The organism is Pyxidicoccus sp. M15, from assembly GCF_056858435.1.
Window position 1 is genome coordinate 908,369 of sequence record NZ_CM166495.1, and the last position, 23,214, is coordinate 931,582.

At 69.3% G+C, this 23,214-nt stretch carries 26 protein-coding genes; 13 read left to right on the plus strand and 13 right to left on the minus strand.

Annotated features, from left to right (window positions below):
* The first annotated feature begins 5 nt into the window (after positions 1 to 5).
* Positions 6 to 1,094, plus strand: a complete 1,089-nt coding sequence (locus ACX9TP_RS03620) for a metallophosphoesterase (RefSeq protein ID WP_482978298.1) — start codon at positions 6 to 8, stop codon at positions 1,092 to 1,094.
* 17 nt (positions 1,095 to 1,111) lie between these two features.
* On the opposite strand, the gene sitI6 is transcribed toward ACX9TP_RS03620, so the two are convergent.
* From sitI6 to ACX9TP_RS03640, 4 genes are all read right to left on the minus strand, one after another.
* Positions 1,112 to 1,825: a SitI6 family double-CXXCG motif immunity protein gene (gene sitI6 / locus ACX9TP_RS03625; protein ID WP_482978299.1), complete on the minus strand. Its 714-nt coding sequence runs from the start codon at positions 1,823 to 1,825 to the stop codon at positions 1,112 to 1,114.
* Positions 1,826 to 1,827: 2 nt separating this feature from the next.
* Positions 1,828 to 2,475, minus strand: a complete 648-nt coding sequence (locus tag ACX9TP_RS03630; RefSeq protein ID WP_482978300.1) for a DUF2380 domain-containing protein — start codon at positions 2,473 to 2,475, stop codon at positions 1,828 to 1,830.
* Positions 2,476 to 2,487: 12 nt separating this feature from the next.
* A complete protein-coding gene (locus ACX9TP_RS03635; protein ID WP_482978301.1) occupies positions 2,488 to 3,762 on the minus strand; it encodes an RNA polymerase sigma factor in 1,275 nt (424 codons plus the stop codon).
* A 66-nt stretch (positions 3,763 to 3,828) separates the two neighbouring features.
* Positions 3,829 to 4,188 (minus strand): YciI family protein, encoded by a 360-nt coding sequence (locus tag ACX9TP_RS03640; protein WP_482978302.1) that lies wholly within the window; start codon positions 4,186 to 4,188, stop codon positions 3,829 to 3,831.
* 225 nt (positions 4,189 to 4,413) lie between these two features.
* On the opposite strand from ACX9TP_RS03640, the gene ACX9TP_RS03645 reads away from it, so the two are divergent.
* From ACX9TP_RS03645 to ACX9TP_RS03670, 6 genes are all read left to right on the plus strand, one after another.
* The gene (locus ACX9TP_RS03645) at positions 4,414 to 5,520 is read left to right on the plus strand and encodes an RNA polymerase sigma factor (protein ID WP_482978303.1); all 1,107 of its coding nucleotides are present in this window, start codon (positions 4,414 to 4,416) and stop codon (positions 5,518 to 5,520) included.
* Between the two features lie 211 nt (positions 5,521 to 5,731).
* A complete protein-coding gene (gene ettA / locus ACX9TP_RS03650) occupies positions 5,732 to 7,411 on the plus strand; it encodes an energy-dependent translational throttle protein EttA (protein ID WP_482978304.1) in 1,680 nt (559 codons plus the stop codon).
* A 66-nt stretch (positions 7,412 to 7,477) separates the two neighbouring features.
* Positions 7,478 to 8,671: an AAA family ATPase gene (locus ACX9TP_RS03655; RefSeq protein ID WP_482978305.1), complete on the plus strand. Its 1,194-nt coding sequence runs from the start codon at positions 7,478 to 7,480 to the stop codon at positions 8,669 to 8,671.
* Positions 8,664 to 9,425, plus strand: a complete 762-nt coding sequence (locus ACX9TP_RS03660; RefSeq protein ID WP_482978306.1) for a hypothetical protein — start codon at positions 8,664 to 8,666, stop codon at positions 9,423 to 9,425. Before ACX9TP_RS03655 ends, ACX9TP_RS03660 begins: the two co-directional genes overlap by 8 nt.
* A 126-nt stretch (positions 9,426 to 9,551) precedes the next feature.
* Positions 9,552 to 10,247, plus strand: a complete 696-nt coding sequence (locus tag ACX9TP_RS03665) for a hypothetical protein (RefSeq protein WP_482978307.1) — start codon at positions 9,552 to 9,554, stop codon at positions 10,245 to 10,247.
* A gap of 7 nt (positions 10,248 to 10,254) precedes the next feature.
* The gene (locus ACX9TP_RS03670; RefSeq protein ID WP_482978308.1) at positions 10,255 to 10,941 is read left to right on the plus strand and encodes a uracil-DNA glycosylase family protein; all 687 of its coding nucleotides are present in this window, start codon (positions 10,255 to 10,257) and stop codon (positions 10,939 to 10,941) included.
* 10 nt (positions 10,942 to 10,951) lie between these two features.
* Here ACX9TP_RS03670 and ACX9TP_RS03675 read toward each other — a convergent pair whose 3' ends face one another.
* Together ACX9TP_RS03675 and ACX9TP_RS03680 are read right to left on the minus strand one after the other, a co-directional pair.
* Positions 10,952 to 11,170 carry a hypothetical protein gene (locus ACX9TP_RS03675; RefSeq protein ID WP_482978309.1) on the minus strand — a complete coding sequence of 73 codons (219 nt, stop codon included), beginning with the start codon at positions 11,168 to 11,170 and terminating at the stop codon, positions 10,952 to 10,954.
* A 307-nt stretch (positions 11,171 to 11,477) separates the two neighbouring features.
* Positions 11,478 to 12,221, minus strand: a complete 744-nt coding sequence (locus ACX9TP_RS03680) for a class I SAM-dependent methyltransferase (RefSeq protein WP_482978310.1) — start codon at positions 12,219 to 12,221, stop codon at positions 11,478 to 11,480.
* Positions 12,222 to 12,319: 98 nt separating this feature from the next.
* Between ACX9TP_RS03680 and ACX9TP_RS03685 the strand changes: the two genes are divergently transcribed.
* On the plus strand, positions 12,320 to 12,949 hold the full coding sequence (locus ACX9TP_RS03685) for a hypothetical protein (RefSeq protein WP_482978311.1): 630 nt from the start codon (positions 12,320 to 12,322) through the stop codon (positions 12,947 to 12,949).
* Positions 12,950 to 12,959: 10 nt separating this feature from the next.
* Here ACX9TP_RS03685 and ACX9TP_RS03690 read toward each other — a convergent pair whose 3' ends face one another.
* Together ACX9TP_RS03690 and ACX9TP_RS03695 are read right to left on the minus strand one after the other, a co-directional pair.
* Positions 12,960 to 13,523, minus strand: coding sequence for a hypothetical protein (locus tag ACX9TP_RS03690; RefSeq protein ID WP_482978312.1), 564 nt, complete (start codon positions 13,521 to 13,523; stop codon positions 12,960 to 12,962).
* An 80-nt stretch (positions 13,524 to 13,603) separates the two neighbouring features.
* Positions 13,604 to 13,900: a cupin domain-containing protein gene (locus ACX9TP_RS03695; protein WP_482978313.1), complete on the minus strand. Its 297-nt coding sequence runs from the start codon at positions 13,898 to 13,900 to the stop codon at positions 13,604 to 13,606.
* Positions 13,901 to 14,023: 123 nt separating this feature from the next.
* On the opposite strand from ACX9TP_RS03695, the gene ACX9TP_RS03700 reads away from it, so the two are divergent.
* The gene (locus ACX9TP_RS03700; protein WP_482978314.1) at positions 14,024 to 15,721 is read left to right on the plus strand and encodes a serine hydrolase; all 1,698 of its coding nucleotides are present in this window, start codon (positions 14,024 to 14,026) and stop codon (positions 15,719 to 15,721) included.
* Between the two features lie 9 nt (positions 15,722 to 15,730).
* On the opposite strand, the gene ACX9TP_RS03705 is transcribed toward ACX9TP_RS03700, so the two are convergent.
* Positions 15,731 to 16,174, minus strand: a complete 444-nt coding sequence (locus ACX9TP_RS03705) for an SRPBCC family protein (protein ID WP_482978315.1) — start codon at positions 16,172 to 16,174, stop codon at positions 15,731 to 15,733.
* Between ACX9TP_RS03705 and ACX9TP_RS03710 the strand changes: the two genes are divergently transcribed.
* Entirely contained in the window at positions 16,173 to 16,901 is a 729-nt protein-coding gene (locus tag ACX9TP_RS03710) for a hypothetical protein (RefSeq protein WP_482978316.1), read from the plus strand. The two genes, ACX9TP_RS03705 and ACX9TP_RS03710, sit on opposite strands and share 2 nt — an antisense overlap.
* A 101-nt stretch (positions 16,902 to 17,002) precedes the next feature.
* Entirely contained in the window at positions 17,003 to 18,193 is a 1,191-nt protein-coding gene (locus tag ACX9TP_RS03715) for an acyltransferase family protein (protein WP_482978317.1), read from the plus strand.
* Between the two features lie 3 nt (positions 18,194 to 18,196).
* Here the strand turns inward: ACX9TP_RS03715 and ACX9TP_RS03720 are convergent, their stop codons facing one another.
* Together ACX9TP_RS03720 and ACX9TP_RS03725 are read right to left on the minus strand one after the other, a co-directional pair.
* The gene (locus tag ACX9TP_RS03720) at positions 18,197 to 18,643 is read right to left on the minus strand and encodes a hypothetical protein (RefSeq protein WP_482978318.1); all 447 of its coding nucleotides are present in this window, start codon (positions 18,641 to 18,643) and stop codon (positions 18,197 to 18,199) included.
* 15 nt (positions 18,644 to 18,658) lie between these two features.
* The gene (locus tag ACX9TP_RS03725) at positions 18,659 to 19,552 is read right to left on the minus strand and encodes a LysR family transcriptional regulator (RefSeq protein ID WP_482978319.1); all 894 of its coding nucleotides are present in this window, start codon (positions 19,550 to 19,552) and stop codon (positions 18,659 to 18,661) included.
* A 126-nt stretch (positions 19,553 to 19,678) separates the two neighbouring features.
* Between ACX9TP_RS03725 and ACX9TP_RS03730 the strand changes: the two genes are divergently transcribed.
* Both ACX9TP_RS03730 and htpX read left to right on the plus strand, forming a co-directional pair.
* Positions 19,679 to 20,668, plus strand: a complete 990-nt coding sequence (locus ACX9TP_RS03730) for a threonine ammonia-lyase (RefSeq protein WP_482978320.1) — start codon at positions 19,679 to 19,681, stop codon at positions 20,666 to 20,668.
* Positions 20,669 to 20,876: 208 nt separating this feature from the next.
* Complete coding sequence (gene htpX / locus ACX9TP_RS03735; RefSeq protein WP_482978321.1) at positions 20,877 to 21,824, plus strand: protease HtpX; 948 nt, start codon at positions 20,877 to 20,879, stop codon at positions 21,822 to 21,824.
* 249 nt (positions 21,825 to 22,073) lie between these two features.
* On the opposite strand, the gene ACX9TP_RS03740 is transcribed toward htpX, so the two are convergent.
* Together ACX9TP_RS03740 and ACX9TP_RS03745 are read right to left on the minus strand one after the other, a co-directional pair.
* Entirely contained in the window at positions 22,074 to 22,214 is a 141-nt protein-coding gene (locus tag ACX9TP_RS03740) for a hypothetical protein (protein WP_482978322.1), read from the minus strand.
* 91 nt (positions 22,215 to 22,305) lie between these two features.
* Positions 22,306 to 23,181 (minus strand): GNAT family N-acetyltransferase, encoded by an 876-nt coding sequence (locus ACX9TP_RS03745; protein ID WP_482978323.1) that lies wholly within the window; start codon positions 23,179 to 23,181, stop codon positions 22,306 to 22,308.
* Between the last annotated feature and the right edge of the window lie 33 nt (positions 23,182 to 23,214).

The following is a 23,214-nucleotide window of genomic DNA, read 5'->3' on the forward strand; positions in this document are numbered from 1 at the left end:
GTCCGATGTCCCTTCGCACGCGTCTCCAGGGCCGTTTCCACCTGCTGGTGGGCGCCCTCGTCACCGTCGTCCAGCTTCCGCCGGTGCTCTGGCTCTGCTGGCTCACGCGCACGCCGCTGCCGGCGCTCGTGGCGCTGGGCGTTTCGTGGCCGTACCTGAAGCAGCTCCAGAGTCCGTGGGCGACGACGCCCCGGTCGGCGTCGACCTATGTGGCACTGGGCTGGTGGTCGGCCTGCCTGGTGTTCGACCTGCTGATGCTTCCGGCGGTGCTGGCCATCCAGGCGGGGGCTCCGGGGGGCGTGACGTGGGGGATGGCGGGGGCCGTCGCGCTGGTGATGGGAAGTGACGCGGTGCTCGGCCGGCCGCGGCTGCGGAGGCGGACGGTGCGCGTGGTGGGGCTTCCGAGGGAGCTCGATGGCTATCGCATCGGGCAACTCTCGGATGTGCACTGCGGGCCTCACGTGCCCGAGGAGAAGGTGGCGGGGTGGGTGTCCCGCCTCAACGGGCTGGGGCTGGACCTCGTCACCGTCACGGGGGACTTGATTACGAATGGCTCCTCGCACGTGGAGGCCGTCGCGCGGGCGCTGGGAGGGCTGCGCGCGAAGGACGGCGCCTTCGCGTGCATGGGCAACCACGACTACTTCACGGATGGCGAGCACCTGGTCCGGGCGCTGGAGCGGAACGGGCTGACGGTGCTGCGCAACCGGGGTGTCGTGGTGAAGCGGGAAGGGGCGAACCTGTACGTCGCGGGCGTCGATGACACGTGGACGTCGCGGCACGACGTGGCGCGGGCGCTCGCGGCGCGGCCGGACGGTGCCCCCACGGTGCTGCTCGCGCATGACCCGGATTTGTTTCCGCAGGCGCAGGCGCGCGGCGTGGAGCTGACGCTGTCGGGACATACACACGGGGGACAGCTCGCGGTGCCGTGGGTCCGCCGCCTGTCGCTGGCGCGGTTCATGACGCGGTGGACGGCGGGGATGTACCGGCAGGGACGCTCGTGGCTGTATGTGAATCGCGGCGCGGGAACCACGGGGCCGCCGGTGCGGCTGGGCGCTCCGGCGGAGCTGGCGGTCATCACGCTGCGGCGGGCGTGACAACGGCTTCGGACGGGTCAGCGCGTTTGCAGCTCGTGGATCTCCACCTCTTCGAAGCCGAGCCGCCGCACCGTCTCCACGAACCGCTCCGTACCGACGATGACCGTCTGATAGTTGGCGAGCCGGAAGAGGTCGCGGTCATCTGGAAGAGATGCGGCGTCCAGGACGGGCTCCGAGGGCAGGCTGAAGCCGGGCCCACCGCACGTTTCGCATGGGGCGGGGATGCCTCGGGGCAGGCAGTCCGCATGGAGCAGTCCGCGTGGCTCTATCTGAAGCTCCAGCAGCTCAGGCGGGTTCTTCTCCTTGAGCCGCAGCTCCGTACGGCAGCCGTTCAATCCGCGCAGGCCTTCCGCCTGGAGCTGCTCCAGTGACTCCCGGCGGACGAGCAACGTCCATGGAGTTGGAAAGACGAGCGGAGGAAAATGCCCGTGGCCTCTTCCAACGAGCGCGCCAAAGGTCGTTCCAGGCTCCAGCGGCACACCCTTTGGTACCAGGGGCCGCACCAGCTCCCGGAGGCGCGTGAACTCCTCGAAGTCCTCTTCCACACGCGCCTTGAATCTCCTGGCGTCTGGAAGCCCGGACAGGTCCACCGCCGGATACGCCTCGCCAATGCCACTCCAGATGTCATCGCAGGTCGGGCAGTGGACGCCGGGCAACAACCACTTGTGCTCCGTCCGTAGCTCCCACGAGTAGCTCGACGGGGACACGCTTCGGAGTCGGTAGAACCGCATGGTCAGTAGATGTCTTCTTCCACGACGGGGAACAAGGGAATGGCCTTCTTGCTGTAGTACGGCACGACGGGTCCCGAAAGGTCGAACCGGAAGATCAGCTGTGTAGCAAAGAGATGGATGGCCTGACGGTGTGCACGCCTGTTGTTCTCGATGTAGCGCGCCCACTCCGCGTTCCAGGGGCCACCCATGCCCCCTCTGTGGATGTTCTCGTGAACCTGCTTGTCGAGAACCAGGGTCCATTCGTGGATGTCGACCCCTCTGGAGGTGAACCACTCCTCGCTCGACTGATTCCAGGGGATGATGAAGATGGGTTCCGCGTTCTCCGGCAACCCCTGCATGCTTCCCCAGTAGCGCTGGGGATTGGCGGGTGTCGGAAACGGACGCGCGTGGCCCGGCGTCGGCATTGACGGAGCGGGTGGTCGAACGGGCACCATCGCTTGCGCGCGCAGGATGCGGCTCGGGTCCACGTCCTCACAGTAATAGAGGCCGCACGCTCCGAGCCCGCAGATGAACAGGGTGCATCGGTCCGCAGCAGGGTCGTCACACTCCTCGGCGGAGGCTTCGGCCGACTCCCAGCGTTGCAGGGTGGGGTTCGTTGAAGCACACGCCGTTATCAGCAAGCCACAGAGCAGCCAGGAACAGGTCTTCATGTCCAGTGCACCCTAGTCGGTACCAGGCTCAGCTCCGTCGAGCAGCTCACGCAGCCGCTCCTCCAGGAAGCGCCGCTCCGGCTCGGTGCGCACCAGCGCCAGTGCACGCCGGTAGCTGGCCACCGCCTCTTCATTGCGTCCCATGCGCCGCAGCAGCTCGGCGCGCGCGGCCGGGAGCAGGTGGTAGTCCGTGAGTCTCCCGGACGTCTCCAGGTCATCCACCAACGCGAGCCCGTGCTCCGGCCCGCGCGCCATGGCCACCGCCGCCGCGCGGTTCAGCTCCACGACGGGGCCGGGCGACACCGCACACAGCTTCTCGTAGAGCGCGGCAATCTGCGCCCAGTCCGTGTCCTCGGCGCGCGCGGCCTGCGCGTGCAGCGCGGCGATGGCCGCCTGGAGCGTGTACGGCCCCCGGGCCCCCAGCGCGAGCGCCGCGTCGAGCTGCGCCAGTCCCTCCCGAATCTCCTCGCGGTTCCACAGCGCGCGGTCCTGTCTGTCCAGCAGGACGAGCCCTCCATCCGCCGCCACGCGTGCACGGCGGCGCGAGTGGTGCAACAGCATCAGCGCGAGCAGGGCCGCGACTTCCGCATCGCGCGGCAACAGCATGCGCGCGAGCCGGCCCAGCCGCAGCGCCTCCGCGCACAGCTCCACCCGCAGCAGCTCCGGCCCGTCCGTGGCCGCATATCCCTCCGAGAAGACGAGATACACCGTGTGCAGCACTCCATGCGTGCGCTCGCCCAGCGCCTCCGCTTCCGGCACGGAGTAGGGAATGCCCGCGTCGCGAATCTTGCGCTGCGCGCGCACCAGCCGCTGTGCCAGCGTCGCGGGCGGCACGAGGAAGGCGTGCGCAATCTCCTCCGTCGTGAGGCCGCACAGGGTCCGCAGCGCCAGCGCCACCTGGGCCTCGGGCGCGAGCGCGGGATGGCAGCACGTGAAGAGCAGGCGCAGCGTGTCGTCCGGCAACGCCTGCCACTCCGTGCCATCTGGAGGCGGGGCGAGCTCCTGCTCGATGCGCGCCACCGCCTCCAGCGCGTCCACGCGAGCGCCCAGGCGCACCCCGCGCCGCACGCGGTCCACCGCCTTGTTGCGCGCGGCCCGGATGACCCACGCCCGTGGCTCGTGGGGAATCCCCTGTCGCGGCCACTGCACCAGCGCGTCCGCGAAGGCCTCCTGCACCACCTCCTCGGCCGCGGCGAAGTCTCCGCCGAGCACACGGATGACCGTGGCCACGATGCGGCCATAGTCCGCGCGGTAGGTCCGCTCCAGGGTGGAGCCCGGGGTGCTCATGCGAAGCCGTGTGGAGGCCACCGCCGCCAGTCCGTGACAGCGGCGGCCCGGGGACTCACGGAGCCGTCAGCCCTGCTCCCCGAAGTCCACCACGGGGCGCACCTCGATGCAGCCGGTGCGCGCGTTCGGGATGCGCGAGGCGATGGCGATGGCCTGGTCGATGTTCTCCGCGTCGATGAGGTAGAAGCCGCCCAGCTGCTCCTTCGTCTCGGCGAAGGGGCCGTCCGTCGTCAGGCGCTTGCCGTCGCGGATGCGCACCGTGGTGGCGGTGACCACGGGCTGCAGCGCCTCGCCCGCCACGTAGTTGCCGCTCTTGCGGATGCTCTCCGTGAAGGAGCCGTACTCGGCCATGATCTGGTCGGTCTCGTCCTTGGACAGGGACTCCCACACCTTCTCGTTCTCGTAGATGGCCAGCAGGTAGCGCATGGTGTTCCTCTGAAGTTCGGGGGAGAGGAGCCTCCCCGGCGAAGGGTCGAACGAGGTCCGCGAAATTCGACCAGCATTTTCGACGGGATTTCCCCGGGGCTCCAGGCGCCTTTGTCCCCCATGGTTTCGCGGGGTTGGACGGCGGCGCGGGTCCGGTAGACTCGCAGGTCACATCTCCGGCCGGGGTGGCACTTGAGGGTGCCCCCGTTCCACGCCAGGAGAGCCATGCTTACGCCACCGACCCTCAGTGAAGCCGATGTCCGCCTCGCCGCCGCGGGGGACCGCTCCGCCTACGAGCGGCTGGTGCGGCGCTGTGCCGGGCTGGTGAGCGCCATCGCGCTGTCCATCGTCCACGACGTGGGGCGCAGCGAGGACGTGGCCCAGGAAGTGTTCGTCGCCGCGTGGAAGGACCTCGCCCGGCTGCGCAACCCGCGCACCTTCCTCCCGTGGCTGCGCAACATGACGCGCCACCTGTCGTTCCGCATGCTGCGCGACCGGCACGTGCCCATGGACACGGAGCACCTCGCGGGCCGTGCCGACGAGCGGGCCACCGCGGCCGAGCAGTTGCTGGCGGCGGAGCGGGACTCCGTCCTGGACGACGCGCTGATGGCGCTCGAGGTGGAGGACCGCGAGGTGCTCCTCGTCTACTACCGCGAGGGCAAGTCCTTGCGGCAGGTGGCGTCGCTGCTGGACCTGTCCGAGCCGGCCGCGCGCAAGCGGCTCTCCCGGGCCCGGGCGCGGCTGCGCGAGGGCGTCGAAGCGCGGCTGGGGGACTTCGCCGTGAGCACGGCGCCGGACTCGAAGCTGGCGGCGAACGTCATGGCCCTGCTGCCGTCGACGCTCGGCTCGGGCGCCGCCGTCGGCGCGTCCTTCAAGGTGGCGACCAGCGCGGGCGCGACATGGCTCTCCTTCGTCGCACCGCTCGCCATGCTCGGCGGGACGCTGGGCGGAATCTCGTTCTCCGTCCGGAAGCTGCGGACCCGCGCGCGCGACGAGGAGGAGCGGCGGGGGATTGGCCGCTACGGCCTGATGGCCGGCGCCGCCGCCAGCATCGCGGTGGTGGGCATGGGCGTGGCGACCGTGCTCTCGCTTTCGCTCGCGTGGTTCATCGGGCTCTGGGCGGGCTTCATCTTCACCTGGGACTGGCTGGTGCTCGTCTACCTGCCGCGCGTCACCGCCCGCCGGCTCGCGCTGGAGCGCGCCGAGGACCCATCCGCCGCGAGCCGCCAGCACCGGGAGCGCGTGGCCGCCCTGGCGCTGATGGCCCTGGTGACGGTCTGCTCCGTCGCCTCCCTGGCCCTCATGCTCCGGGTGCTGCTGAGCGGCGCCTGAGCCCTCGCCGCGCGGCCGCCGGGAGCCGGGAAGTGCCCGTTACCGGACGCTCCCCCCGACTCTCGGCTCCAGGCCCCTCCGGGCCGGGCATGCCTGCCGGGCGTCGGGGCCCGCTCGGAGGTGGGAGGCCGGGGACGCGCGCGGCTTGAGTGCGCTGTTCCACCCTGGTATCCGCTGAGCCCCTCACCCCGCCGGAGGCAGGAAAGCCGCGATGGCCCAGAATTTCATCTTCACGATGCAGGACCTGCGCAAGGTCAAGAACAGCAAGGAGATCCTCAAGGGTATCTACCTGTCGTTCTTCCCGGGCGCGAAGATTGGTGTCATCGGCCCCAACGGCTCCGGCAAGTCGACGCTGCTGCGCATCATGGCGGGCGTGGACACGGAGTTCTTCGGTGTGGCCAAGCCGGACCCGTCCGCCAAGGTGGGCTACCTGGCGCAGGAGCCGCAGCTCGACCCCTCGCTCGACGTGAAGGGGAACGTGGAGCTGGGCCTGAAGGAGATTCGCGCCGCGCTGGACCGCTTCAACGAGGTCAGCGCGAAGTTCGCCGAGCCCATGGACGACGCGGCCATGGAGAAGCTCCTGGCGGAGCAGGGGCGGCTCCAGGACTACATCGACTCGGTGAACGGCTGGGAGCTGGACCGGACGCTCGAGATGGCCATGGACGCGCTGCGCCTGCCTCCGGGCGACGCGGACGTGACGAAGCTGTCCGGCGGTGAGAAGCGCCGCGTGGCGCTGTGCCGCATCCTGCTGGAGAAGCCGGACCTGCTGCTCTTGGACGAGCCCACCAACCACCTGGACGCAGAGAGCGTCGCGTGGCTGGAGGTGGCGCTGAAGGAGTACAAGGGCACCATCGTCTGCATCACCCACGACCGGTACTTCCTGGACAACGCGGCCGAGTGGATTCTGGAGCTGGACCGCGGCGAGGGGGTGCCCTGGAAGGGCAACTACTCCAGCTGGCTGGAGCAGAAGCAGAACCGGCTGGCGCTGGAGGAGAAGTCGGAGAGCCACCGGCAGAAGACGCTCAAGCGCGAGCTGGAGTGGGTGCGTCAGTCGCCCAAGGCGCGTCAGGCGAAGAGCAAGGCGCGTATCGCCGCGTACGAGGAGCTGCTCAACCAGTCGCAGGAGAAGCGCGAGCCCACGGGCGAAATCATCATTCCTCCCGCGCCGAAGCTGGGCGGGCTGGTGGTGGAGGCCAAGGGGCTGCGCAAGGCGTACGGCGACCGGCTGCTGGTGGACGACCTGAACTTCAAGCTGCCGCCGGGTGGCATCGTCGGCGTGATTGGGCCCAACGGCGCGGGCAAGACGACGCTGTTCCGGATGATGACGGGCGTGGAGAAGCCGGACGCGGGCGAGCTGCGCATGGGCGAGACGGTGAAGCTGGCCTACGTGGACCAGAGCCGCGACGCGCTGAATGGTGACAACTCGGTGTTCCAGGAGGTCAGCGGCGGGCTGGACCACCTGGACCTGGGCAAGGGCGGACAGATTCCGAGCCGCGCGTACCTGGCGGGCTTCGCCTTCAAGGGGCAGGACCAGCAGAAGCGCGTGAAGGATTTGTCCGGCGGCGAGCGCAACCGCGTGCACCTGGCGAAGATGCTCAAGAGCGGCGGCAACCTGCTCCTGCTCGACGAGCCCACGAACGACCTGGACGTGGAGACGCTGCGGAGCCTGGAGGATGCGCTCTTGAGCTTCGCGGGCTGCGCGGTGGTCATCAGCCACGACCGCTGGTTCCTGGACCGCATCGCCACGCACATCCTGGCGTTCGAGGGGGACAGCAAGGTGTTCTTCTTCGAGGGCAACTTCCAGGACTACGAGGCGGACAAGAAGAAGCGCCTCGGCCCCGAGGCCCTGGAGCCGCACCGCATCCGGTACCGGCCGATTACGAAGAACTGACATGCTGGGGTGGCCCCTCTCCCGAGCGGGGGAGGGGCGGAGTGCGCGACGTCTGGAGGGGCTGTCGTGATCAAGAGGGTCCTGTTCAGCAACTTCAAGGCGTACCGCTCGCTCGACCTGGAGCTGGAGCCCCTCACGGTCTTCGTGGGGCCGAATGCGTCGGGAAAGACGACGTTGCTGGAGGGACTGAGCCTGCTCACGACCGCGGCCACGGAGCTGCTGACGGGCGACAAGGGCATCTGGCGCGGGCCGCTGGTGCAGTCTCACGGGGTCCATGGCAAGGTTTCCGTGACGGTCGCCGGTCGCTGGGGGCGGGTGAGCGCCGCGACGTGGGCATTCAGTGCCCATGAACCGGTCCAGCAGGCCGGTGCCACCTGGTTGCCCTTCGCGCTGGCGGGAGATGTGACGGGCCAGAAGTTCTCGGCTGGGGAACTGGACCCGAGTCAACCGAGCCCTCCTGGCGTAGTCCCCGGCATCCGCGGAAACGTGGACCGGGGAACCCTGGCGGAGCTTCGTGCCGGTCTCAGTGCAACGACCATCCTTCGCTTCGTCCCCGGACGGCTGGCGGAGGCTTCGTACAGTGACGACCCGATTCCCTCTCTCCGCGCGGATGGCGGCGGGCTTGCGTCCGTGCTCGCCTACCTCAAGCTGAGTCAGGACGAGGTGTTCAACGAAATCGAGCTGGCGCTGAAGCAGGTGGTTCCCGCCGTGCGCCGCGTCCGTATCGAACGGGCCACGGTCGAGCAGACCTCCATCCGGACCATCGCCCTGGATGACCAGCGCCACGAGGTTCCCGAGAAGCGCACGCTCTGGGGGAACCAGGTCGTCTTCGACATGCGCGGGGCCAAGGGAGTTGCACCGGGGGCAGCCGGGGAAGGCACCCTGATGGTGCTCGGGCTGCTCACCGCGCTGATGGGGCCTACGAAGCCCCGGCTCGTGCTCTTGGATGACATCGAGCTGTCGCTCCACCCCGAGGCCCAGGCCCGGCTCATCGACGCCCTGCGCGCCATCCAGAAGCGTGACCCCGGGCTGCAGATTGTCGCCACCAGTCACTCGCCCTTCATCCTGAACTACCTCGACCCGAAGGAGGTCCGGATGACCTTCCTGGCGGAGAACGGGTTCGCCCGCTGCGAGAAGCTCACCTCCCACCCCGAGTTCGAGAAGTGGAAGGACCTGATGGCTCCGGGGGAGTTCTGGAGCACCGTGGGGGAGGACTGGATTGGAAAGCTGAAGCCGGGTGGGGCTGCCGCGAATGAGTGAGCCCGCCTATGAGTTCGGGGTCGTCTGCGAAGCGCGGGCGGACCAGCTCACTGCGTGTGGCATCGCAGACCGGGTCCTGGCCGCTGAAGTCGACTGGCTCGCTCCTGAAGTGTGCGACACCCTCTACACATGGTCGGGCGTCAATCCTGTTCCAGAAGAACGGTTCGTACGCTGGCAGAAGGTACGCGGGGAACTGGGACGCCGCAGGCTCAAGAGCATCTTCGGGCGCTTCGGTGGTGAGGCCGGTCGGCCGGATGCATTCATCGCGCGGCAGGCGCTGCTGCTCTTCGCCTCGCTCGACCGGCAGCCGGATGCTGTCGTGCTGGTTCGAGACAGTGACGGGGACCCGATGCGTCGCGAGGGGTTGGAGCAGGCACGAAATACCTCTCCCTGGCCTTTCAAGGTGGTCATTGCCCTGGCGGAGCCCAAGCGAGAAGCGTGGGTGCTCGCGGGCTTCGAGCCTGGAAATGCCGATGAGGCAGCCCGGCTTCACGACCTCACGGAGCGCCTCTCCGTGGACCCCGTCCGCAAGTCCCATGCGCTGGATGCACGCGAGCACGGGGCGAAGACCGACATCAAGCGTGCTCTCCGTGACCTGATTTCGGACGACTGGGACCGTGAGCGGCAGTGCTTCGAAGAAACACCGCTCGAGGTGCTGAAGCAGCGTGGACAGGAGAACGGTCTCGCCGCATTCCTGTCGGAAGTTCGCGAGCGGCTCGTTCCCATCCTGAAGGGCGCTGGACGGGAAGGGTAGCGAAGGGTGGCGTAGAACCCTCACCGGGGTACGAGCCTCCAGTTGTCCCGGATACATAACTCTGTGGGGGGATTCCGGCAGCTAGAGGCCCTCGGCTACCTCTGTGTGGTCCCCACTGGAGGTTCGATGCCCGGCCACTTCAAGTTCGTGCGCTACGACTCAGCGGAACTGACCACCGCAGGTGCGCAGTTGGTCGATGCCATGGTGCGCGGTTACGACCGAAGCCTGGAACCGCCCACGGAAGTGTGGACCGAGCTGGTCCTCGACTGGTTCGCCTGCGCCGCAGGTACGTTCTCCGGCCAGCCAGTGCTCGTGGATGCACGTGCACGGGATGTTCGGAAGGATTGGCGTCCTTTCTTCGCATGCCTGCGCGACATCCCGATGCGTACCTCCCGTGCCGAGTTCCTTCTGGACCTCACCCACTCGACCTACCCCGACTACTCTGGCCGGTACTACACGGACCCCTACTGGGATGAATGCCTCCTGGGGGAACGGGAGGTGTTGCTGGGCCTGGAGTCCGAGTGGGGGCGGTTCGGAGACGTGAGGCATACGCGGGTGAATGTTCTCGAAGAGGCTGTCAAACTCGCAGCCGTTCGCGCGCGCACCAAGGTCCTGGTTTTCGGCTCCAACACCAGCGAGCAGTGCGACCACTTGCTCGCGGATGTCGCCCTCTTGCGGTACCAGACGCGAGACACGGCGCCTTGGTTGCTGGTGGATGTGCCATGGCTGCGAAGAGGTCAATCCTGGCAACCATCCTTCCATGTCCTGAACGGGACCGAACGTCCCGCACCTCCACGGATCGGCTCCGGTACGGGTTCATGAGGGGACCGTGAACGAGCTTCACCCATTCATCCAGGACATCCAGCGCGTCGCGGAGGCGGCTCGTGACGAGCTGGCCCTGCGCAACACGCTCCAGCCCCACATCGACACGCGCCTGCCCATTCCTCTTCCGTTCGTGGGGGGCGGGGAAATCCGTCTGGTCGTCCTCGGACAGGACCCCACCATCAAGAACGACGCTCATAGAGCGCGCATCCAAACCGTGTTGAACCTCGACAAGCCCGGTTCATTGCGCCGGTACATCGAGCAGATTGCCAAGGCTCTGGGGCTGGGGCTGGAGAACGTCTACGCCACCAACGTCTGCAAGCACTTCTTCCGAAGGCCTCCCACGGTCATCGCCAAGGCGAATGGCCAGAACGTCCTTAAGGAAGGCGCGGACCTGACTCTTCCCATCCTCCGGAGGGAGCTCGCCCGATTCGCTGATGCAACCGTGGTGAGCCTTGGTCAGCCGGTGTTGAGCGCCCTCGTGCGTGACGGAGGTTCCCCCTTCGTGCGGACCTACTGGGGATACGAGGAGCCTCAGGGAGTGATGTCCGCCATTCCGGTCGAGCACTCACAGGTGGAGCGCATCGTCTATCCATTGCCACACCAGCCTGGACTCCGGCTCCACTTCTACAAGAGCCACCTTGGCGAGTTCCTCCAGTTCGTGCGGCGGCACTCGGAAACGTCCCGTCGCTAGCCTGGAGCTGTCACAAGCTCCCGCGGCCGACGAGGCGCGCGAGGATGGCCTGGAACTCGTCGGGGCGGAGGTTCACGTGCTCGACGACGTACCCGTAGAGCATCGCCGTGGGGACGTTGCGGCCGCCGCGCTGCTCCTGCAGTTGGTGCAGCGTGTGGAGGATGATTCGCTCCACGCGGGTGAGCCCGTCGCGCACGTCGGGGAGATGGTCACGAGGGTCCTGGGGCATTGCCGGCCCCAGCGTACCTCGCGGCCGGGCAGCCTGTAGACTCCCGGGCATGTCCGTCGCACAGCCGTCGCCGCCGTCCGAGCCGGAGGCCGCCGTTCCGGCCGCTCCCGAGGCGCCCTGTGCCGACTGTGGCGCCGTGTTGACCGGTCCCTACTGTGCGCAGTGCGGAGCGAAGCGCTTCACGCGCGACGCGTAGCGCTTCACGCCGTACACGAAGCAGTTGCTGCAGGAGCGCCTCCACCTGGACGGCCGGCTGTGGCGCACCCTGTGGTTGCTCGTCACGCGGCCCGGCTTACTCACATGTGCCTCATGCGGAGCGCCGGGCCCACAGGCGCAGTCCCACCGGCTTCAACGTGCCGACCTCGATGCCACGCTGCTCCGCACGGAAGACGTGGTCGGTGATGGCGTCCGCGAGCGGTGTCCCCGCGCCGCAGTGCGCGGCGGTGCCCGTGCTGATGTAGCGGTAGAGATACGGGCCCTCGCGGGCTCCGAGGAGCTCCAGTCTCCGGCCGAGCTCCTCCTTCATCCGCCAGCCCTCCGTGAGCACCTCCCCGTCATGCGCGTGCTCTTCACGCCAGCGTGACACGGGCTCCGTGGACGGAGCGCCGTGGATGCGCGGGGACGGGTAGCGGTCGGCGGCCGCGAGCAGCTCCTGCGTCTCGAAATACCAGCGCGCCGTGGCGGCATCGGGCGCTTCGACGGAGAACTCCTCGGCGATGAGCAGTCCTCCCGGGACGAGCAGTCTGCGTGCGTGCTCGATGGCTTTGGCGAGCGGAGTGATGTGGTGCAGTGACGTCACGAAGAGGATGGCGTCGAAGGGGGCCGCGTCGAAGTCGAGCAGCCCTGTCGCGTGCCATGTCACGCCCGGCGCGGCGGCGCGTTCCGGGGGCAGCTTCACGTCGATGGCCGTCACCTCGTGGCCCGCGCTCGCGAGCACCGCGGCCAGCTCTCCCTTTCCACAGCCCACGTCGAGTACGCGGCGGCGTCCCGCGAGCAATGGCTCGACGAAGGTGCGGGTCTCTCTCAGGGCTCGGCTCTGCCAGGTCGTCATCGTCAACGTGTCTCCTGAACTCGTGTCTGCCAGCCCCAGGGTGGTCATGCCAGCTCCATGGGAAGTGGCTATTGCGACGGTGCCAGGTCGCATCGACCATGGCGCCCCTGATGATTACGCCCAGGCTCTTTCGAACGTCTCTCCTGCTGTCCATCCTGCTCATCACTGTGAAGCCCCTTCAAGCGAGCGCACAGGAGGGTTCCAATGCGGCGAAGAAGCAGCCTCCACAGGCCGCGCTGCGAGATGGTCAACGTGACTTCGACTGGGAGCTGGGGACCTGGAAGACCCAGCTGAAGCGCCGCCTCCGTCCCCTGACCGGTTCCAATGACTGGGTCGAGTACGAGGGCACCACGGTGGTTCGGAAGGTCTGGAACGGGCGCGCCAATCTGGTGGAGCTTGATGTCACCGGTCCGGCGGGGCACATCGAAGGGCTGTCGCTGCGCCTGTACAACCCCGAGTCCCGCCAGTGGAGCCTCAACTTCTCCAACAGCGCCAGCGGCACGCTGACCCTGCCCACGATTGGTGGCTTCGAGAATGGACGCGGAGAGTTCTACGCCCAGGAAACCTTGAATGGCCGCGCCATCTTCGTTCGCTTCGTCATCTCGGACATCACGCCGGATTCCTGCCGATTCGAACAGGCCTTCTCCGCCGATGGGGGCAAGACCTGGGAAGTGAACTGGATTGCCACGGACACGCGAATGAAGAGTCGGGCTGACAAAGCGCAGTGAAGTCGCGTGCTCAGCGGGCCCGCAGCGTCTTCTGGTGGAGCACGTCCATGAGGACCTCGCGCCACCGGGGGTACAGCTCCAGGAGTTCCGCGTTCATGTAATAGAAGTCCACGTAGTCCCAGGCATGGCGGTTCCCCTGCTCGTCGAAGACAGGGCCCCAACCGCTGTCGTTCGCCCAGCGCGCGAGGAAGCCGCCCCAGGCGCGCTGGGTCCACGCCGCCACGATTCCATCGCTGGAGCGCACGAAGGTGTCATTGGTGAAGTCCATCCCGGACAGCACCAGGTGCGTCTCGCTGAGAAGCCGGGCGACGGCTGCGTCCAGGGCGTCCGCCCTCGGGTCTTCGTTCACGCTCCGGAAGACCTTCTCGAAGTCCTCCCACCGGCGGACCAGGTCCAGCGTCTCCCGCAGCGTCGGAGGGGCCTCACTGCTCACGGGAAGGAAGGTGCCCGCCGCCAGCTGTGAGTCGCGGCCCGCCAGGTCACGCCAGAAGGCGACACCGCACCGCTGCTCCGCCGCAGTGAGCACTTCAATCGCGGCCGAGATGTCGGCACGTCCCTCGATGACATCGACCACGGCCGAAACGAAGGGAACACGCCGGTCGAGCAGAATGGGAAGGCCACGGAACGCCATGCGCGGGAGGATACCGCGCCCGGCTACAGGTCGATGATGACCAGCGTCCCCTGGCTGCCCTCCCGCACGGTGTGCGGCGTCCGCGCCTCCACGAGATACAGCTCCCCCGCGCGCACGGTGGTGGGAACGCCGGACACCGACAGCTCCATGACTCCCTCCAGCACCAGCAGGGCTTCGTCGTACGGATGCGACTCCTCTTCGAGCGGCAGTGCATCCATGCGCAGCACCTTCACGTTCGCCGCGCCCACCTTCCCCAACACGCGCGAGCGCCACGCCTGGGGCAGCGCGGCGGATTCCGAGACGAGGTTCAGCAAGGGCATGTCCTGGCTATAGCCAGTGCCACGCACCCGAGGAAGGCCTCCCTGCGATTCTGGGGAACTGTGCCGGCGCCGTCGCGCAGTGGCTGTGTCTTGCTCATCGTCACGGTAGGCTTCCGGGCCCTGATGACCCTCCGCCTGACGCGTGCCCTGCTCTTCGTCGTTTCACTCCTGCCGGCGCTCGCCGGAGCGGAGGGCGTCACGCCTCCCGCGCCCGACGCCGGGCTCGCGGCGCGGGTGGACGCGGTGTTCTCGCGCTTCACCGCACCGGGCTCTCCGGGCTGCGCGGTGGCGGTGAGCCGGAATGGCACGCCGGTGCTCGAGCGGGCCTATGGGCAGGCGAACCTGGAGCACGACCTTCCGAACACGCCCGGCACGGTGTTCGAGGCGGGCTCCGTGTCCAAGCAGTTCACCGCCGCGGCGGTGCTGCTGCTCGCGCGGGAGGGGAAGCTCTCGCTCGAGGACTCCGTGCGCCGCTACGTCCCGGAGCTGCCGGACCATGGCGCCCCCATCACCCTGCGGCAGTTGATGAACCACACGAGCGGCCTGCGCGACTGGGGCACCGTGGTGGAGGCGGGGGGCTGGCCCCGGGGCACCCGCATCCACACCCACGCGCACGTGCTGGACGTGGTGAGCCGGCAGAAGTCGCTCAACTTCACGCCCGGCACCGAGTTCCTCTACTGCAACACCGGCTACAACCTGCTCGCCATCATCGTCGAGCGGGTCAGCGGGCAGTCCTTCGCGGACTTCACGAGGCAGCGGCTGTTCATCCCGCTCGGCATGACGCACACGCAGTGGCGCGACGACTTCACCCGCGTGGTGAAGGGGCGGGCCACGGCGTACTCGACGCAGGGGGAGCGGTTCCACTCGGAGATGCCGTTCGAGAACGTGCATGGCAACGGCGGGCTGCTCACCACGGTGGGAGACCTGCTGCGCTGGGACGATGGCCTCGTGCGCGCGAAGGTGGGCGGGCCGGGGTTCCTCCAGGAGCTTCAGCGCCAGGGGCGGCTCACCAGCGGCCGGCGCATCGAGTACGCGGCGGGGCTCGTCATGACGACGTACAAGGGGCTTCCCGAGGTGAGCCACGGTGGCGCGACGGCGGGCTACCGTGCCTTCCTCGCGCGCTATCCGCGCCAGGGCGTGTCCGTGGCCCTGCTGTGCAACCTCGCGGAGGCCGCTCCGGGGAAGCTCGCGCACGAGGTCGCCGACCTGCTCCTCGCCGGGCAGACGGCTCCGCTTGCCGAGTCGCCGAAGGTGACGCTCCCGGCGGAGCGGCTCGCCGTCAGGGTGGGGCTCTACCGCAGCACGCGCACGGGCGAGGCCTTCGAGTTGAGCATGCGGGAGGGGCACCTGGCGCTGGAGGGCGTGGGGGCGCTGACACCGGTGTCCAACACGCGCTTCCGTGTCGGGGACGGACCCACGCAGCTCGCCTTCGACCTGGGGAAGGACGGGCGGCCCACGGGCCTGCGGCTGCTCACGGCGGATGGGGACGGCATTCCCTTCGTGCCGGTGGCCCGGGCGCAGCCGGATGCGGCGCGGCTCGCGGAGTACGCGGGCACCTATGTGAGCGACGAGGCGGAGGCCACCTATACGGTGACGGTGGAGAAGGAGTCGCTCGTGCTGCGTCGGCGGCCGGATGCCGTCCATGCGCTGGTGCCCAGGTACGAGGATGCGTTCCTCGCGCCGGAGTTGGCCTTCGTGCGCTTCACCCGGGACGGCGCGGGGCGGGTGGATGGGTTGAGCCTGGGGCTCGGGCGCGTGCGCGACCTGCGCTTCGCTCGGGTACCGGCCACTCCCGCACCCACGGCGGCGGACCGGAAGTAAGCGTTCACGTCACGGTGACGCGGAGAGGGCACGCAGGCGCTCCGCGAGCGCGCGGTTGAGGCCCTCGTAGGCGGGCCGGAAGCCCTCGATGCGCTTGCGCCCCATGAGCGTGACGATGAAGCCGGAGAAGTCCTCGCCGTGGACCAGCCGCGTCCCCGTGCCGTCGGGAGTCAGGCGGAAGTAGTGGAGGCCGGCCAGCACTCCGGGCACGCCGCCCCTCCATTCGAGCGCCTGGTCGGGCTCGCAGCGCACGAGGGTGGCCTTGAAGCCGTACCGCTTTCCCGAGCCGTCCGGTGCGGTCACCTTCATCGCGACGCGCCCGCCCGGCTTCGCTTCGCCCCGGGCTTCGAGCAGGAGTGGGTTCCACTCGGGATAGCGGGCGAAGTCGATGAGGACCTGCCACACCTGGGCGGGCGTCGCGTCGAGCCGCGTCTCTGTCTCCAGCCGGACCATGGCCCCAGTCAATCACTTCGCCGCCTTCCTCGCCGCCCCGGAGCGCGCGTCCGGCGTGGGCGTGGTCGTCCTCCCGGACGTCCGGGGCCTCCATCGCTTCGTGGGACCGAGGGTGCAGAATCGAGGGCCTCCCCTTCTCAAGGAGCCCACCGTGAAGACCTTCTGGAAGTTCTCCTCCCTGGTCCTGTTCGCCGCCGCGTCCATCGCCCAGGCGGGCGGCGTGTATGGCCCGTTCTCCCCGCACTACACCGTCGACCTGAACTCGCGCAGTCCGTCCGGCACGCCCATCTACCCGAGCTTCATCCCGCCGACCGGCGGCGCTCCGGTTCCGTACGAGATATTCACCATCTCAGACAGCGTGTCCGGGTCGGGCTCGTGCTGGAAGGTGTCCGCCATCCGGTTCGGCACCAACGCCGAGCAGAAGATGTGGATGGAGTCCTCGCCGGGAAACTGGGTCTCGCTCGCTGATGACGTCATCAACTCCCTCGACCCGGGGGCGTACATCTACACCGAGTACCCGAACGACGTCGTCATCCGCATCGCGGACTACACGGCCTATGCCCCGGGCTCGCAGGGCCAGTTCATCGTCAACCTCATGTCCCACTTCTACCAGAACGAAACGCGCCTCCAGTCCTGCGACCGCTTCGCCCTCAGCTCTGGCTGGCCGTACGTGCGCATCAGCGCCTCGGGCGCGGTGACGTTCGTGAAGCGGCAGGGCTACCCGTAGCGACGGCTCCCCCGCCGCGAGGCAGCCAGCCAGGCGGCGGGGGAGGGCGGGCAGGCGTTGCCGCACCCGGAGCGCTCATGCATGCTGCCGCGCCTGCATCCATGAGGACCGCTCTCAGACCGCTGCCCGCGCTCACCGGCCTGCGCTTCCTCGCGGCCTTCCACGTGGTGCTGTTCCACTACCTGGACCGGGACGGCATGCCGGCGTGGCTGGCCAACACGCTGGACAGTGGCCCCAACAGCGTGACGCTGTTCTTCGTCCTCTCCGGGTTCATCCTCGCCTACAGCTACCTGGGCGCCGAGCCGGATGCCTCGGTGCCCCGGCGCGCCTTCTGGGCGGCCCGCTTCGCCCGCGTCTATCCGGTGTACCTGCTCGGCCTGGTGGTCGCCGCGCCCGTCTTCGTGGGCAGGGTGCTCCAGCAGCAGGGCGTCACGGGCGAGTCGCTGCTCACCATCGCCGGCGTCGGTACGGCGGTGGGCGGGCTGTTCCAGGCGTGGCTCCCGGGCGCGGCGTGCGAGTGGAACTGTCCCGGCTGGTCGCTGTCCGTGGAGGCGTTCTTCTACCTGGTGTTCCCCTTCGCGGCGCTGCCCGTGCTGCGCATGAGCCCCGGCAGGCTGCGGGTGGCTCTGGGAGTGTCGGCGCTCGCGGGCGTGCTGCTCATGGGCGGCTGGCTGCTGTACGGCCTGCACGTCGTCGCGATGCCCGGCAGCGCCATCAGCATCGAGGACTGGAAGACGGTGGGGGCGTACAACCCGCTCCTGCGCCTGCCCCAGTTCCTCTGCGGTGTGTTCCTGGGGCGGCTGTACTGCCTGCGCCAGCGGGATGCCCGGCCCTCCGGGCGCTTCGACCTCGCCATGGTGGCGCTGGGGGTGGCCGCGAGCCTGATGCTGATGGGGCTGACGTGGGGACGGCCCGCGCTGTACTTCAAGGACCTGGCGCTGCTGCCCGGCTTCGCGTGCCTCATCTGGGGACTGGCGGGCGGGACGGCCCCGCTCGCCCGGGCGCTGGCCCGGCCCGGCATGGTGGCGCTGGGCGAGGCCAGCTATGCGCTGTACCTGCTGCACTCGCCCATCAACAGCTGGCTTCACGCCGTGGACGTGTACCTGCGGCTGGGCTGGTGGTCTCGGGGCCCGGTCTTCTTCACCGGCTACGCGCTGCTGTGCGTGGCCATCTCGCTCGTCGTCTTCCGCCGCGTGGAGGAGCCCGCGCGCCGCTGGCTGCGCAGCCGGTTGGCCGCGCCCGCACGCCCGGCGTCGGCGGCGTCGCTCGACGTGGGCGCCGCGCGGACGTAGTGCTCACCACGCCCGCTTGAAGGGGAAGTTCAGCAGGGCCCAGAGGGCGCGGATGCGCTGGATGGCGGGATAGGTCTCCGCGCCGAAGTGGCTCTCGAAGTGCTGGCGCCTGCGCTCCTCGAGGTAGATCTCATGGATGCGGATGGTGCGAACCTCCTCTCCGCTCCAAATCTCGAGCTCCCACGAGGCGAAGTCGTCGATGACTCTGTGCGGAGGGCCCTGGGGCGGAAGCCCCTGGAGGAGGCTCGAAATCCTTCGCAGGACCGAGGCATTGAAGACGTGCTTCGTCTGCTCGGAAACCGGCCCTCCGCCAGGGACGAGCCACGAGTGCGTGTACAACGCCCGGCCCGACGCGGCGAGCTGGAGGCGGACGCGGTGGAGCTCGTCCTCGAAGCCTGGCACGCGGGACATGATCAGCAGGTCGCCCTTCTTGAGCCGCTCATACGGCATGGGCGCTCCAGGTCCTCACGGACGCTCCCCGCGCAGCCGGGGCGCTTCCCGCTGGAATGCCTCCACCAGCAGGTCGATGGCCGCCCGCACGCGAGCGGCGTGCTGGAGGTCCGGGTGTACGACGAGCCACGCCTCTCGCGTGGGCAGGGCATCCACCGGGGACAGCCGCACGAGGTCCGGCACCGCGTCCGCGAGGTAGCAGGGCAGCACCGTGAGCCCGAGTCCCTTGCGCGCCGCCTCCAGGAGCACATAGCGGCTGTTGCTGCGCAGGGCGAACAGGGCCCCGTTTCCCGCGCGCTCCAGCCACTGCTGCTCCGGCGTCTGCGACAAGGAGTCGTCGTAGCCGAGCAGCACGTGCTCGCGCAGGGCCTCCAGCTTCGGACGCCCGTGCTTGCGCACGTAGGCCTTCGAGCCATACAGCGCGAAGGAGAGGTCTCCGAGCTTGCGCACGGTGAGCGTGGGCTCCTGCGGGCGGAACAGCCGCACGGCGAGGTCCGCTTCGCGGCGCGAGAGGTTGAGCACCTGCGTGGCCGCCAGCAATTCCAGGCGCAGCGCGGGGTGGCGCTCGCGCCAGTCGGGCAGGTGGGGCGCGAGGATGTGGCTCACCACTGTTTCCGGCGCGGTGACGCGCACGCTGCCGGACACCTGGACGTCGGCTCCGGCGAGCTGGCGCTCCAGCGTGGTGGCCGTGTCGTCGATGTGCCGGGCGGCGTCCACCGCCTGCTCGCCCGCGGCTGTCAGCCGCATGCCGCCAGGCGCCTTCTCCAGGAGGCGCACGCCCACGGCGCGCTCCAGCGCCGCGAGCCGCCGACCCACCGTCGCCGCGTCCACGCGCAGCTTGCGAGCCGCCGATGCGAGCGAGCCGCCCTCATGCACGGCCAGCAGGTAGCGCAGGTCATTCCAGTCCACGCCTGCATTCTCGCATGTCTGCCCCCGCGCTCCTGCCCCTTCCGCGTGGGCACCCCGGCTGGCACATCCCTGGGGCCGCGCGCGTGGCCTCATGGCCCCGTCGTCGCGCCGCAGACAGGAGTCCACGTGTCCTCCGAGCTCCGGGCCGTCACGCCCCAGTCCATCCTCCAGGCGCGCGAGCGCATCGCCCCGTTCATCCGCCACACGCCGCTGGAGCCCTCCGCCGCGCTCTCCGCGCGGACCGGCGGCCGCGTCTTCCTCAAGCTGGAGTGCCTCCAGGTGACGGGCAGCTTCAAGCCGCGCATCTCCTTCAACAAGCTGCTGTCCGTGGACGCGTCGACGCGGGCGCGGGGCGTGGTGGCCTCCACCGCCGGAGGGCATGGCATTGGCCTCGCTCATGCGGGACGGCGGCTCGGCGTCCCCGTGGAGCTGTTCCTTCCGCACACCGCGGACGCTCGCAAGGTGGAGGTGATGCGCCGCGACGGGGCGCGACTCCACTTCCACGACTCCGTACCCGCCGCGCGCGACGCGGCCCGCGCTCACGCTCGCGAGCACCAGCGCCTCTTCGTCTCCGCCTACAACGACCCGGACATCATCGCCGGTGGCGGCACCGTGGGGCTGGAGGTGCTCGAGGACCTGCCGGACGTGGACCTCGCGGTGGTGGGCATTGGCGGGGGTGGCCTCATCAGCGGCATGGGCGTGGCGATGAAGGCGCGCAACCCGCGCATGCAGCTGTGGGGCGTGCAGCCGGAGGTGAGCCCGGTGCTCGCCGAGTGGATGCGCCATGGCCGGCCCGTCCCCGTGGAGTCCCGGCCGAGCATCGCCGACGGCCTGGGCGCGCAGCCCGAGCCCGACACCCTCACGCTGCCCCTGGCCCGCGAGTACGTGGACCGGGTGCTGCTCGTGTCGGAGGCGGACATCCAGGACGCGATGGCGTGGCTGCTGGAGGAACACCAGCTCGTCGTCGAGCCCTCCGGCGCCGCCACCGTGGCCGCCCTGCTGCGCCACCCGCCCGAGGGCTTCCGCCACGTCGCCGTCGTCATCACCGGCCGCAACATCAGCCGACACCGGTATGCCCAGCTGCTCGGTGAGCGACTTACGGCGACGTCCCCGTGAGCGGCCCCGGTGTCTTCTCCCTGACGTCTAACCAGCCACATCTCCTCCAGCCATAGGGAAAACCTCACCTCGACGAAGGAACAATCTCTGGAAGGCGCCTGGCCCGGCGCTGTTCCTGGTGCGCCACGACACTTCCCGGTCGCGCCGACTTGCATTCGCTCCGCGCCGCTGAATGTTGAGGTCAACGCGTTCTTTCGGAGAGAGGGCCATGAAGAGAAGTTTCGTCGGTCGCATCGCGCTGTTCATCCTGACCAACCTCGCGGTGGTGGCGATGCTGGCCATCGTCGGGCGGCTGCTCGGCGTGGACAGCTTCCTGGCCCGTCAGGGCTCGGGGCTCAACCTGACCGCGTTGCTCATCATGTCGGCGGTGATGGGCTTTGGCGGCTCCATCATCTCGCTGCTGCTCTCCAAGACGATGGCGAAGTGGAGCACCGGCGCACACGTCATCGACTCGCCTCGCACCGAGGCCGAGCAGTGGCTGGTGCACACCGTCCACCGCCTGGCGCGTGACGCTGGCATCGGCACGCCCGAGGTGGCCATCTACGACAGCCCGGACATGAACGCCTTCGCCACGGGCGCGCGGCGGGACAACGCGCTGGTCGCCGTGTCCACCGGCCTGCTCCACGGCATGCGGCGCGACGAGGTGGAGGCGGTGCTCGGCCACGAGGTGGCCCACGTCGCCAACGGCGACATGGTGACGCTCACCCTGTTGCAGGGGGTGCTCAACACCTTCGTCATCTTCGTGAGCCGCGTGGTGGGCTTCGTCGTGGACCGGTTCCTCAACCGCTCCGAGGACGGGGAGGAGCACGGCGGCACCGGGCCCGCGTACTTCATCACCAGCCTGGTGATGCAGCTGCTGCTCGGCATCGGCGCCAGCATCATCGTCGCCTGGTTCAGCCGGCGGCGGGAGTTCCGCGCGGACGACGGCGGCGCCACGCTGGTGGACGCGGGCGCCATGGCTCGCGCCCTCAACCGGCTGCGCCAGCTGCAGGACGAGTCCGCCCTGCTGCCGTCCAACATGCGCGCCTTCGGCATCCGCGGGGGCGGCATGATGGCCCTGTTCTCCACCCACCCGCCGCTTGAGCAGCGCATCCAGCGGCTCGTGGATGGGAGCTGGCGCCGCGGGGCCCGTCTCGCCACGGAGGGTGTGGTCTGATGCTGGCTCGCAGCTGTGTCCAGGTCGTCGGACCGGGCTCGCGAGTGAGCGGGCCGTAGCGACGTGCCATCGGGTGGCCGCCCTGGAGCGGGGCGGCTACCCGGAGTCCGGATGTGCGTCACCGTCGCCGGCTCCGGCCGAGCGCCCCCAACGCCGCTTGAAGGTGCGGCGGTGCTCGGCCCACCAGTCGCGCCACTCCCGCACCGCGCGCTCCCGTTCCTCCCGCGGACCCGCGGGCTGGAAGTGGAGTCACGTGGACGTCGCGTCCCTCAGCACCATCTCCGCGAGGAAGCGCGTGCGCAGGTCCTCGCTCTCCAGCAGGTCGATGAGCTGGGGGATGGTGTGCCGGGCCATGTCCTCGCGCTCTCGGGCGAACGTGCCTGGGTCCATGGGTGTGTTCTCCGTCCCGTGAAGGTGCGCGGCAAGTCTCCGGGCTCGCGCCTGACGCCCGGCTCCCTGGTGTGGGAGCAGGGGAGCGGCGTCAGGTGTGCGCCAGCACGGGGAAGCGGTGGGGCTCGCGTGACGGGAGCAGCCTGCGCACGAACAGGTCGGCCTCGGTGTCCTCGCCGGCCTCCACCGCGCCCGGCCACCAGCGCTCCGGGGTGAAGCCGAAGCGGATGCTCCGGATGGGGCGGTCAATCAGGCGCGGGAGGCTGGCGCGCAAGTCGAAGGGCTCGCGGGTGAAGACGTCGTCCAGGTGCAGCGTGTCGCCCTCGACGCTCGCGGACACCCACGTGTCGGGGCCCAGCTGCCGCAGGGGCCGGGCGAAGCCGTTCGCCACGTGCCAGCTCGCAATCGTCGCGTAGCCGCGCGCGCCGAAGCGCTCCGTGGAGGGAATGCCCTCGCGGGAGAGCGCGGCGAAGCGGGACCGGACCTGCGCATCCTCCAAATCCAGCGTGGGGGCGGGCGGGCCTTCCGGCGCGGCTTCGTGCCCGGCGGCGAAGAGCGTCTGCGGCCACGGCTGGAAGCCGAAGCGCGGGTAGAACTCGAGCACCCGGGGGTTGGCGAACAGCAGCACCGGAGCGTCGCCGCAGGCCGCCAGCGCCGCGTCCATCACCACGCGCGACAGGCCCCTTCCGCGGTGCGAGGGAATGCAGCCCACCGCGCCGAGCTGGAAGGCGGGGACTTCGCGCCCGTCCATGCGCAGCCGCATCCGCATCACCGAGGTATTGGCCACCACGCGGCCGTCCTCGAAGAGGGCGTAGGCGCGGTAGTCGTCGTCCCACTCTCCCCACTCGCGCCAGTGCCGGAAGTCGGCGCGGCGGAAGACCTGGGGCACGTAGTCGCAGAACGCGGCCTGGAGCGCGGCGTCGCGGGGACCGATTTCAATGACCGTGGGGACGGGAGCAGGGCCCATGCGCGGACTCTACCGTGCCAGCAGCCCGTGAGC